The organism is Caulobacter sp. P1_B12_2, assembly GCF_056406675.1.
This window is the reverse complement of the sequence record NZ_JBFTZS010000191.1, coordinates 1-10,896: the sequence shown is the minus strand read 5'-3', so window position 1 is coordinate 10,896 and position 10,896 is coordinate 1. Positions and strand designations below refer to the sequence as shown.

Annotated in this window: 10 protein-coding genes; 8 read left to right on the top strand and 2 right to left on the bottom strand. The window is 67.6% G+C overall.

Features of this window, described 5'->3' with window-relative positions; all coding sequences use genetic code 11:
* The first annotated feature begins 27 nt into the window (after window positions 1-27).
* From AC1DZ6_RS13395 to AC1DZ6_RS13365, 7 genes are all read left to right on the top strand, one after another.
* On the top strand, window positions 28-1,413 hold the full coding sequence (locus tag AC1DZ6_RS13395) for a glutamine synthetase family protein (RefSeq protein WP_477097663.1): 1,386 nt from the start codon (window positions 28-30) through the stop codon (window positions 1,411-1,413).
* A 207-nt stretch (window positions 1,414-1,620) separates the two neighbouring features.
* Entirely contained in the window at window positions 1,621-2,787 is a 1,167-nt protein-coding gene (locus AC1DZ6_RS13390; protein WP_477097662.1) for an ABC transporter substrate-binding protein, read from the top strand.
* Window positions 2,788-2,798: 11 nt separating this feature from the next.
* Entirely contained in the window at window positions 2,799-3,686 is an 888-nt protein-coding gene (locus tag AC1DZ6_RS13385; protein WP_477097661.1) for an ABC transporter permease, read from the top strand.
* A gap of 154 nt (window positions 3,687-3,840) precedes the next feature.
* Window positions 3,841-4,701 carry an ABC transporter permease gene (locus tag AC1DZ6_RS13380; protein ID WP_477097660.1) on the top strand — a complete coding sequence of 287 codons (861 nt, stop codon included), beginning with the start codon at window positions 3,841-3,843 and terminating at the stop codon, window positions 4,699-4,701.
* A 253-nt stretch (window positions 4,702-4,954) separates the two neighbouring features.
* Window positions 4,955-6,025, top strand: coding sequence for an ABC transporter ATP-binding protein (locus AC1DZ6_RS13375; protein WP_477097664.1), 1,071 nt, complete (start codon window positions 4,955-4,957; stop codon window positions 6,023-6,025).
* 160 nt (window positions 6,026-6,185) lie between these two features.
* Entirely contained in the window at window positions 6,186-6,971 is a 786-nt protein-coding gene (locus AC1DZ6_RS13370) for a gamma-glutamyl-gamma-aminobutyrate hydrolase family protein (RefSeq protein ID WP_477097659.1), read from the top strand.
* Window positions 6,972-7,090: 119 nt separating this feature from the next.
* On the top strand, window positions 7,091-8,494 hold the full coding sequence (locus AC1DZ6_RS13365) for an aspartate aminotransferase family protein (protein ID WP_477097658.1): 1,404 nt from the start codon (window positions 7,091-7,093) through the stop codon (window positions 8,492-8,494).
* A 59-nt stretch (window positions 8,495-8,553) separates the two neighbouring features.
* Here AC1DZ6_RS13365 and AC1DZ6_RS13360 read toward each other — a convergent pair whose 3' ends face one another.
* Window positions 8,554-8,940, bottom strand: a complete 387-nt coding sequence (locus AC1DZ6_RS13360) for a type II toxin-antitoxin system VapC family toxin (RefSeq protein ID WP_477097657.1) — start codon at window positions 8,938-8,940, stop codon at window positions 8,554-8,556.
* Window positions 8,937-9,191, bottom strand: a complete 255-nt coding sequence (locus AC1DZ6_RS13355; protein WP_477097656.1) for an AbrB/MazE/SpoVT family DNA-binding domain-containing protein — start codon at window positions 9,189-9,191, stop codon at window positions 8,937-8,939. Before AC1DZ6_RS13355 ends, AC1DZ6_RS13360 begins: the two co-directional genes overlap by 4 nt.
* Window positions 9,192-9,358: 167 nt before the next feature.
* On the opposite strand from AC1DZ6_RS13355, the gene AC1DZ6_RS13350 reads away from it, so the two are divergent.
* Complete coding sequence (locus tag AC1DZ6_RS13350; RefSeq protein WP_477097655.1) at window positions 9,359-10,759, top strand: glutamine synthetase family protein; 1,401 nt, start codon at window positions 9,359-9,361, stop codon at window positions 10,757-10,759.
* Window positions 10,760-10,896 lie beyond the last annotated feature (137 nt).

The window sequence follows — 10,896 nt, the reverse complement described above, 5'->3', positions numbered from 1 at the left end:
TCCGGGAGAGGGTTTCGGAGTGCGCTCATGACTTCATCCATGGTCGCCGACCCCCAGGAATGCATCGACTTCCTCGCCGCGAACCCGCAGGTGAAGTACGTCGACGTGTTCTTCACCAGCATGACTGGCGTTCCCCGTGGCAAGCGCCTGCGGATCCACGAGCTGCAGGCGGTCTATGACTACGGCCGGTTCCTGCCGGGCTCGATCCTGGTGGTCGACACCAACGGCGCCGACTGCGAGGAGACGGGCCTGGTCTGGGAGGACGGCGACGCCGACCGCCGGGCGCGGCCGGTGCCGGGAACCCTGACCCTGGCCCCCTGGCTGGGCGCCGACATGGCCCAGGTCATGCTGTCGCTGTACGAGCTGGACGGGGCGGCCAACGACCTGGATCCCCGCCATGTGCTGCGACGCGTGCTGGACCGCTTCGCCGCCGACGGCCTGACACCGGTCGCGGCCTGCGAGCTGGAATATTACCTGGTCGACCAGATCCGCGGCCTGAACGGCGAACTGCTGCCGGCCCGCTCCCACCAGACCGGCGAGCGGCCGCAGGGCACCCAGGTCTACGGCCTGCCCGAGCTGGAGGCCCAGGCCCCGTTCCTGCGCGAGTTGTGGAGCGTCTGCGACGTGCTGGGCGTGCCGCTGGAGGGGGCCATCTCGGAGTTCGCCCCGGGCCAGATCGAGCTGACCCTCAAGCACAAGCCCGACGCCCTGGAAGCCGCCGACGACGCCCTGCGCTACAAGCGGGCCGCCAAGGGCGTGGCCCTGCGCCACGGCAGCGAAGCCACCTTCATGGCCAAGCCCTGGGCCGACCAGGCCGGCAACGGCTTCCACGTCCATGTCAGCTTCAACGACGCCGAGGGCAACAACCTCTGCGCCGCCGAGGATCCGGAAGGCTCGCAGCTTCTCAAGCACGCGATCGGCGGCATGAAGGTGCTGATGGCGCAGTGCATGGCCATCCTGGCGCCCAACGCCAATTCCTATCGCCGCTTCAAGGCCAACAGCTACGCGCCCGTGGCCCCGACCTGGGGCGTCAACAACCGCACGGTCAGCCTTCGCGTGCCCGCCGGCCCGCCGCCGACCCGGCATGTGGAGCACCGTGTGGCCGGGGCCGACGCCAATCCGTACCTGGTGCTGGCCGTGCTGCTGGCCTGCGCCCACCACGGCATCAGCAACAAGATCGATCCGGGCCCGGCGGTGGTCGGCGACGGCTACGCGGCCGCGGCCAAGGAGAAGATCCGCCTGCCCACCGACTGGTACGCGGCGGTCAATCTGTTCGAGGCGTCCGACGTGCTGCGCGACTATCTGGGCGAGCGGTTCGTGGAGATGTTCGTCTCGGTCAAGCGCACCGAACAGGCGCGCTTCGCCGAGGTGGTCACCCAGCTGGATTATGACTGGTATCTGCGCAACGCCTGACGGCGGGGCGCTGGGCGTGGAGTTGGAGTGGAATAGATCTGGAAGTCTGTTTTCGGTTGTCATCCCGGACGAGCGCGTAGCGCGAAGATCCGGGACCGGCGCGTGAACGCAGGCGCTTCCGGCGGTCCCGGATCGGCGGCCCTTCGGGCCTTGTCCGGGATGACAGGTTTTTTGGGTCAGACGAATTCAAGGGGAGACACCAAGGCCATGAGCACCAACCGCATTCTCGGCACCCGCCGCTCGCTGCTGACGGCCATGGGCGCCGCCGCCATCGGCATCAGCTTCACCGCCTGCGGGCAGAAGCCGGCCGCCGAGGCGACCAAGTCGGCCAACGGCGAAGAGGCCAAGCTGAACTTCTACAACTGGGACACCTATATCGGCGAGACGACCCTGGCCGACTTCAAGAAGTCCACCGGCGTCGATGTCAATATGAGCCTGTTCGCCACCAACGACGAGCTGTTCGCCAAGCTGAAGGCGGGCAACGCCGGCTACGACGTGATCGTGCCGTCCAACGAGTTCGTCACCCGCATGGGCCAGGCGGGCATGCTGGAGGAACTGGACCACGCCAAGATCCCCAACATCAAGAACATCGACCCGGCCTTCCTCGACCCCGACTACGACAAGGGCCGCAAGTTCTCCATGCCCTACACCTGGCTGGTGCTGGGCATCGGCTACCGCAAATCGAAGGTGAAGGGCGTTCCCGACAGCTGGAAGTACCTGTTCGACAGCGCCCAATATAACGGCCGCATCGCCCTGCTGTCGGAAAGCGCCGACCTGATCCGCCTGGCCGCCAAGTACAAGGGCCACAGCGTCAACGACATCCCGCCCGAGCTGCTGGTCGAGATCGAGAAGATGCTGATCCACCAGAAGCCCTACGTGAAGGCGTTCCACGACGACAACGGCCAGGACATGCTGCTGGCCGGCGATGTGGACCTGGTGCTGGAGTACAACGGCGACATCGCCCAGGTGATGAAGGAAGACCCCGACCTGGACTTCATCGTCCCCAAGGAAGGCAGCCTGCTGAACTCCGACACCCTGTGCATCCCCAAGGGCGCGCCGCGTCCGGACAACGCGCACAAGTTCATCAACTACCTGTTGGACGCCCAGGCCGGCGCCGCGATCTCCAAGACGATCCTCTACCCGACGCCCAACGCGGCGGCCAAGGCGCTGATGCCGCCGGAATACAAGGACAACCCCGTGATCTTCCCGCCCGCCGAGGCCCTGGCCAAGTGCGAGTACGGGCCCCGCCAAAAACGGCTGTCATCCCGGACGAGCGCGCAGCGCGAAGAGCCGGGACCGACGCCAGGGCGCGGCGCTTCCGGCGGTCCCGGATCTTCGCTGCGCTACGTCCGGGATGACAGCCTTTTGAGATGAAGGGGTATGGGATGGAGCAGAGCTGGAAACGGGCGAAATCCGTCTTCGCCACGGCGCTGGCCGCGCCGCTGGTGTGGCTGGTGCTGTTCTTCCTGATCCCGCTGGCCATCGTCTGGGGCTACAGCTTCGGCCACAACGAGGGCCTGACCCAGATCGTCATCACCGGCACGTTCAAGAACTACGCCCGGGCGATCGAGCCGCTGTACCTGAAGATCTTCCTGAAGTCGGCCGGGGTGGCCGCCCTGACCACCGGCCTCTGCCTGGTGATCGGCTTCCCGGTCGCCCTGGCCATCACCTTCGCCTCGCAGAAGGCCAAGACCTGGCTGCTGCTGCTGATCATGCTGCCGTTCTGGACGAATCTGCTGATCCGCACCTACGCCCTGATCGCCGTGCTGCGCAACGAGGGCTACATCAACAAGTCGCTCGAGTGGCTGTGGACCCTGGCCGACAAGGTTCTGCCCCTGGCCCCGTTCCAGCCGATCGAGATGATGCACACCAATTTCGCGGTGATCGTCGGCCTGGTCTACGTCCACCTGCCGTTCATGGTGCTGCCCCTCTATTCGGCCCTGGACCGGCTGGACAAGTCGCTGCTGGAGGCCAGTCTCGACCTGGGCGCCGGACACATGCGGACCCTGTTCAAGGTGGTCGTGCCGCTGGCCCTGCCGGGCATCGCCTCGGGCGTGCTGATCACCTTCATCCCGGCGCTGGGGGCCTATCTGACGCCCGACCTGCTGGGCGGCCCCGACAGCCAGATGATCGCCAACGTCATCGAGCGCCAGTTCAAGCGCGCCAACGACTGGCCGTTCGGCGCGGCCCTGTCGTTCCTGCTGATGTACCTGACCTTCGTGGCCATCGCGGTGCAGGCGCTGCTGGGTCGGAAAAAGGGGACGGCGGCATGAGTTTCAACCATTTCCCCTCCCCCTTGATGGGGGAGGGGCCAGGGGTGGGGGTGACTACGGCGGCGGGCTTGCCCACGGCCGCGCTCCATCCTGAACCGCTGTCACCCCCATCCCCGACCCTTCCCCCATCGAGGGGGAAGGGAGAGGTGCGCGCATGACCAAGCTCCGCAAATCCCCGCCCGGCCCCCTCGAATATCTCCGCCGCTGGCAGATGCAGGCCTGGCTGGCCGCCGTCGGGGTGTTCCTCTACGCGCCGCTGATCGCCCTGATGGTGTTCAGCTTCAACGACAGCCGGCGCAACATCGTCTGGAAGGGCTTCACGCTCAAATATTACGAGAAGGCCTTCAACAACGACGGGCTGATCGAGGCCTTCGTCAACTCCCTGACCATCGCGGCCCTGTGCACGGTGCTGAGCGTGGCCCTGGGCGCCATGGTCGCCCTGGTGCTGTGGCGGTTCCGCTTTCCGGGCAAGACGGTGCTGGACGGCGCCCTGGCCCTGCCGATCGTGGTGCCCGAGATCTGCATGGGCGTGGCCATGCTGGTGTTCTTCGCCAAGGTCCTGCCCTGGCCCGTGGGCCTGCCCTGGCCGCTGAACCTGGGGGCCATCACCATCGCCCACGTGTCGTTCTCATTCCCGTTCGTGGCGGTGGTGGTGCGCGCCCGCATGGCCAGCTTCAATCGCGAGATGGAGGAGGCGGCCCGCGACCTGGGGGCCGGCGAGTGGCGCACGATCCGCGACGTGATCCTGCCGCACATGGCCCCGTCGCTGGTGGCCGGCGCCCTGCTGGCCTTCACCCTCAGCCTGGACGACTTCGTCATCACCTTCTTCACCGCCGGGCCGGACACGGTGACCTTCCCGGTGAAGGTCTATTCGATGGTCCGCTTCTCGGTGACCCCGGAGGTCAACGCGGCCTCGACGATCCTGATCGTGCTGACGGTGATCCTGACGGCGGTGGCGCTGAAGCTGCAGGGCGACCCGGCGGGCGTGGCGGGCGCGCATGGGGACGGCAAATGAGCGGCCGGACGCCCCCTCCGTCACGAGGCTGCGCCTCGCGCCTCCTCCCCCGTTTCACGGGGGAGGAGAAGGTCGGCGCGCATCCTCCTCACCCGCATCGCGGGGGAGGTGGCGCACTGCGAATACGCAGCGTGACGGAGGGGGCGTCCAGCGGCCGCTCAACGACTGAATTCGACGTGTCTCGGGGGCAGACGACGTGAGCACCAACCAACCCATCATCACCTTCGAGAACGTCACCAAGCGCTTCGGCAAGATGGTGGCCGTCGACAACGTGTCCCTGTCGATCCAGGAGGGCGAGTTCTTCTCGCTGCTGGGTCCGTCGGGCTGCGGCAAGACCACCCTGCTGCGGATGCTGGCCGGGTTCGAGACGCCGACCGAGGGCCGCATCCTGATCGACGGCCAGGACGTCTCGACCGTGCCGCCCAACAAGCGGCCGGTGAACATGGTGTTCCAGTCCTACGCCGTGTTCCCGCACATGAGCGTGGCCGACAACGTCGCCTACGGCCTGAAGGTCGACCGCGTCGGCAAGGCCGAACGCGACAAGCGGGTGGAGGAGGCGCTGGATCTGGTCCAGCTGCACGGCCTGGCCCAGCGCCGGCCCGACCAGCTGTCGGGCGGCCAGCGCCAGCGCGTCGCCCTGGCCCGGGCTCTGGTCAAGCGGCCGCGCGTCCTGCTGCTGGACGAGCCGCTGTCGGCCCTGGACGCCAAGCTGCGCGACCAGATGCGCACCGAGCTGTGCACCCTGCAGGAGAAGGTCGGCATCACGTTCATCATGGTCACCCACGACCAGGACGAGGCCCTGGCCCTGGCGTCGCGTTGCGCGGTGATGAACCGCGGCGTGCTGCAGCAGGTGGCGGGGCCGAGCGACCTCTACGAGTTCCCCAACAGCCGCTTCGTGGCCGACTTCATCGGCAGCGTGAACCTGTTCGAGGGCGTGCTGGCGGTCGACGAGCCCAGCCACGCGGTGGTCAAGTCGCCCGACCTGGACTGCGACATCTTCCTGGATCACGGCGTCACCGGCGCGCGGGGTGGCACGGTTTGGGCGGCGCTGCGGCCCGAGAAGATCGAGCTGCACAAGCGCCCGGACGGCTCGCCGCCGCCGAACATGGGCGACTGCCCGCACGGCCAGAACGCCGTGGCCGGGGTGATCAAGCACGAGGCCTATCTGGGCGGCCAGAGCGTCTACGAGGTCGAGATCAAGAGCGGCCGCCGGATCAAGGTCACGCGCCCGAACCTGACGCGCTGGGACCAGGAGGACTTCAAGTTGGGCGAGGCGGTCTGGCTGGGCTGGCATGCGTGTTCGCCGGCGGTGTTGTTGTCGTGATGACGGTGGCTCACCCCCTTGCCCCCACCTGGCGGCTGCGCCGCCTGTCCGCCCCCATAGGGGGCGGAGGAACTCGCGCGGCGCCGGCGGCGATCCTCTTCCCCCTATGGGGGAAGACGACCGCGAAGCGGTCCGTAGGGGGCAAGTGGGAGAGCTCCACATGAGACCCGTCGCCGGGATCATCTGCTGCACCCGCACCGTCGGGATCGAACCCGCCCAGGCGGTGATGAACCGCTACGTCGCCAGCGCCATGCGCTACGCCGACGCCGCGGCCCTGCTGGTCCCGTCGATGCCGCAGCTGATGAAGGCCTCGGAAGTCGCATCCCGCCTCGACGGCCTGATGCTGACCGGCAGCCCGTCCAACCTCGACCCCGCCCTCTACGGCCAGGACGTCCCCGACGCCCCCGGCCCGTTCGACGCCGCGCGCGACACGATGACCGCCGACCTGATCAAGGCCATGCTCGACCTGGGCCGCCCGGTGTTCGGCGTTTGCCGGGGCTTCCAGGAAATCAACGTCGCGTTCGGCGGCACGCTTCGGCGCGACATGTCCGCGGAAGGCGCGCCGCTGGCCCACCACGCCCCCGACGAGGTCGACTTCGACGGCATGTTCGACCACGAGCACGCCGTCCGCCTGACGCCCGGCGGCGTGTTGGCGACGGCGTTCAACGCCGAGGCGGCCACCGTCAATTCCGTGCACTACCAGGGCGTCGACCGCCTGGGCGAGGGCCTGCTGGTCGAGGCCCGCGCGCCCGACGGCGTGGTCGAGGCGGTGTCGGCCAAGATCAACGGCGCGCCCGTCCTGGCGGTGCAATGGCATCCCGAATGGAAGACCGAGCGCAATCCGCAGAGCCAGGCGTTCTTCCAGGTGTTCGGCCGGGCGCTGCGGGGCGCCCCCCTTGATCCGCTCATCCCGGCGAATGCCGGGACCCAGATAGCGGAGCGCTGAGGTGGGCTCCTTGAGCGCAGCATCCATCCAGTCAGCCCAGGCGCCATAGGATCTGGGTCCCGGCCTTCGCCGGGATGAGCGGATTTTAGAGAACAAGAAAAGACCCCAGGAGCACCCCGATGACCGTCCCGATCCGCAACCACGACATCGCCGAGCTGAAGCGCCTGGACCTGGCCCATCACCTGCCGGCCCAGGCCGACCACAAGGTCCTGGCCGAGCTGGGCGGCAGCCGGATCATCACCCGGGCCGACGGCGTCTACATCCACGACGGCGAGGGCCACCAGATCCTCGACGGCATGGCGGGCCTCTGGTGCGTCAATGTCGGCTACGGCCGCGAAGAGCTGGCCCAGGCCGCCTACGACCAGATGCTGGAGCTGCCCTACTACAACACCTTCTTCAAGACGGCCTCGCCGCCGCCGATCCGGCTGGCGGCCAAGATCGCCGAGAAGATGGGCGGGAACCTGACCCACGTCTTCTACAATTCGTCCGGGTCGGAGGCCAACGACACGGTCTTCCGCCTGGCCCGCCACTATTGGAAGCTTAAAGGGGAGCCAAGCCGCACGGCCTTCATCAGCCGCTGGAACGCCTATCACGGCTCGACCGTGGCCGGGGTCAGCCTGGGCGGCATGAAGCACATGCATGCCCAGGGCGACCTGCCGATCCCCGGCGTCCATCACGTGATGCAGCCCTATCAATTCGGCGAAGGCTTCGGCGAGGACCCGGCCGCCTTCCGCGACCGGGCCGTCAAGGCGATCGAGGACAAGATCCTCGAGGTCGGCCCCGAGAATGTCGCGGCCTTCATCGGCGAACCCGTGCAGGGCGCGGGCGGGGTGATCATCCCGCCGGACGGCTACTGGCCCGCCGTCGAGGCCCTGTGCCGCAAGTACGGGATCCTGCTGGTCTGCGACGAGGTGATCTGCGGCTTTGGGCGGCTGGGCCAGTGGTTCGGCCACCAGCACTACGGGATCAAGCCCGACATGATCGCCATGGCCAAGGGGCTGTCGTCCGGCTACCTGCCGATCTCGGCCGTCGGCGTGGCCGACCACATCGTCGCCGAACTTCGCGAAAAGGGCGGCGACTTCATCCACGGCTTCACCTATTCGGGCCACCCGACCTGCGCCGCCGTGGCCCTGAAGAACATCGAGATCATCGAGCGCGAGGGCCTGGTCGAACGCACCCGCGACGACACCGGGCCGTACCTCGCCAAGGCCCTGGCCACGCTGAACGACCATCCGCTGGTCGGCGAGACCCGCTCGCTGGGCCTGATCGGCGCGGTCGAGATCGTGCGCGAGAAGGGCGCGAACTTGCGCTTCCTCGACAAGGAAGGCGAGGCCGGGCCCGTGGTCCGCGACCTGTGCATCGCCAACGGCCTGATGGTCCGCGCCATCCGCGACAGCATCGTCTGCTGCCCGCCGTTGATCATCACCCACGCGGAGATCGACGCGCTGGTGGGCATCATCCGCAAGTCGCTGGACGAAGCCGAGCCGGTGCTGCGGGCGTTGAAGCCGGAGGCGGCGGGATGAGTACGGACAGTCTCGCGGGCGCACGGCGAGGATGATCGCCGATGCGCCCCTTCAGTCCCTCAGCGAATAAGTTCGACCTCGACGCCGAGTTCCTCGGCCACGTCCTTCCACGCCCGATCGGCGGTCAGCGCCGTCGCGTTCGTGGCGCGGGCCAGGGCCAGGCAGAACCGGTCGCCCAGGGAAAGGCCGGCCTTGCGCGTGGCCGGCAGCATCAGGCCCGCCTCGATCGCCAGCGCTTCGTCCGGTGCAATATAGACAATCGGCAAGTCGCTCAGCAGGGCGGCAATATCGTCACGGCTGGCGCCCAGCTTTGCGAAATGGCCAACCACCTCCGCGAGGTTGAATGTGGTCATGGTCGAGTCGTGCAGGACAGCATCGGCCCGATCCGCGCCCGGCTCATCCTTCAAGGTCGCGATCAGCGCCGAGGCGTCGAGGACGACCGTCAATCCTCGGACTCGGCTTCGCGCCGCCGCTCCGCCAGGAAGTCATCGACCGATGCGCCCGGCTGGTCACCGATGATCTTGCGAGCGACTTCGCGGGCGCGGTCCATGACCTGCTTGATGCTGCGCACATGCAGTTCGCCGTCAACGACCTCGATCACCACGGGACCGCCGTGTTCCAGGCCCGCCGCCGCGCGGACGTCGGGCGGAAAGGTCACTCCGCCGTTCTGGGACATGATCGCCTTGATCGCCGTCATCTCGGATGAACTCGCATCTGTGATTACCGGTAATTCTACCGGAAGTCCCGCGATCGGACCATCCGCGAAACCTCCGCCATGCGAACACTTCCAGCCGTAGCCGTCGGACGGCGCGATTGTCGCCGATCTCAAAGAGACTAGACTTCCAAAGCGCGAGGAGCGCCCCCGTGAAGTACAAAGACAAGAAATCCAAACCGGCCCCCAAGACCACGCGCGGCGTGGGCTCTCTCGACGACGCCAAGGACTGGTTCGCGCGGCAGAACATCGAGGAAATCGAATGCGTCGTGCCCGACCTGGCCGGCGTGGCGCGGGGCAAGATCATGCCGGTGCGCAAGTTCCTGGCCACCCCGTCGATGAACCTGCCGCTGGCGGTGTTCTACCAGACCATCACCGGCGACTTCCCCGAGTTCGAGGGGGCGGTGAACTCCGTGCAGGCCGACACCGACGTCATCCTCACGCCGGACCTCGCCACCCTGGCCGTGGTGCCCTGGGCCCAGGACCCGACCGCCCAGGTGATCCACGACGCCTTCCACCCCGACGGCCGGCCGGTCGAGGAGAGCCCGCGCCAGGTGCTGCGCCGGGTGGTGGCGCTCTATCGCGAGAAGGGCTGGGACCCGATCGTGGCCCCGGAGATCGAGTTCTACCTGGTCGAGAAGAACACCGATCCCGACTATCCGCTCAAACCCCCGGTAGGCCGCTCGGGCCGTCCCGAGACCGGCCGCCAGGGCTATTCGATCGCCGCGGTCAACGAGTTCGACGCCCTGTTCGAGGACATGTACGAGTACTCGGAGCGCCAGGGCCTGGAGATCGACACCCTGATCCACGAAAGCGGCGTGGCCCAGATGGAGATCAATCTGCGGCACGGCAATCCGCTGGAGCTGGCCGACCAGGTGTTCATGTTCAAGCGCACCATCCGCGAGGTGGCGCTGGAGCACGAGATCTACGCCACCTTCATGGCCAAGCCGATGGCCGCCGAGCCCGGCAGCGCCATGCACATCCACCAGTCGATCCTGGGCCCCGACGGCGAGAACCTGTTCTCGGACCCGAAGACCAGCGAGGCCACGCCGCTGTTCTACGCCTTCATCGCCGGCCAGCAGCGCTACCTGCCGGCGATCATGGCGATCCTGGCGCCCTACGTGAACTCCTACCGCCGGATCGCGCGCGACAGCGGGGCGCCGGTCAACACCCAGTGGGGCTACGACAACCGCACCTGCGGCCTGCGGGTGCCGCCGTCCGATCCGGCCAACCGCCGGGTCGAGAACCGCATCCCCTCGTCGGACGCCAATCCCTACCTGGCGATCGCGGCGGTGCTGGCGGCCGGCTATCTGGGCATGGTCCACAACCTGTCGCCCACCGCCCCGGTCGACACCGACGCCAACATCCGCGGCATCGAACTGCCCCGCAGCCTGCTGGAATCGGTGGCCTTGTTCGAGGCCGCCAAGCCGCTGGTCGAAATCCTGGGCGCGACCTTCTGCGACGCCTACGCCACGGTGAAACAGGCCGAGTACGAAACCTTCATGCGCACGATCAGCCCGTGGGAGCGGGAGTTCCTGTTGCTGAATGTGTAGTTTCGACCCTCTCCCGCCTCTGGAGACCCTTCTCCCAGAGGGAGAAGGAGGGGCCACCCTTCTCCCAGAGGGAGAAGGAGGGGCCCATTGCGCAGCAATGGGAGGGTGAGGGGTGAAGGCGTTTGACGGCGTGGCGG

Bases quoted from the DNA above. Each gene is read 5' to 3' on its own strand.
- AC1DZ6_RS13370 (WP_477097659.1), top strand. From the start codon at position 6,186: ATGAGACCCGTCGCCGGGATCATCTGCTGCACCCGCACCGTCGGGATC.
- AC1DZ6_RS13380 (WP_477097660.1), top strand. From the start codon at position 3,841: ATGACCAAGCTCCGCAAATCCCCGCCCGGCCCCCTCGAATATCTCCGC.
- AC1DZ6_RS13365 (WP_477097658.1), top strand. From the start codon at position 7,091: ATGACCGTCCCGATCCGCAACCACGACATCGCCGAGCTGAAGCGCCTG.
- AC1DZ6_RS13375 (WP_477097664.1), top strand. From the start codon at position 4,955: ATGGTGGCCGTCGACAACGTGTCCCTGTCGATCCAGGAGGGCGAGTTC.
- AC1DZ6_RS13390 (WP_477097662.1), top strand. From the start codon at position 1,621: ATGAGCACCAACCGCATTCTCGGCACCCGCCGCTCGCTGCTGACGGCC.
- AC1DZ6_RS13395 (WP_477097663.1), top strand. From the start codon at position 28: ATGACTTCATCCATGGTCGCCGACCCCCAGGAATGCATCGACTTCCTC.
- AC1DZ6_RS13355 (WP_477097656.1), bottom strand. From the start codon at position 9,191: ATGACGGCGATCAAGGCGATCATGTCCCAGAACGGCGGAGTGACCTTT.
- AC1DZ6_RS13385 (WP_477097661.1), top strand. From the start codon at position 2,799: ATGGAGCAGAGCTGGAAACGGGCGAAATCCGTCTTCGCCACGGCGCTG.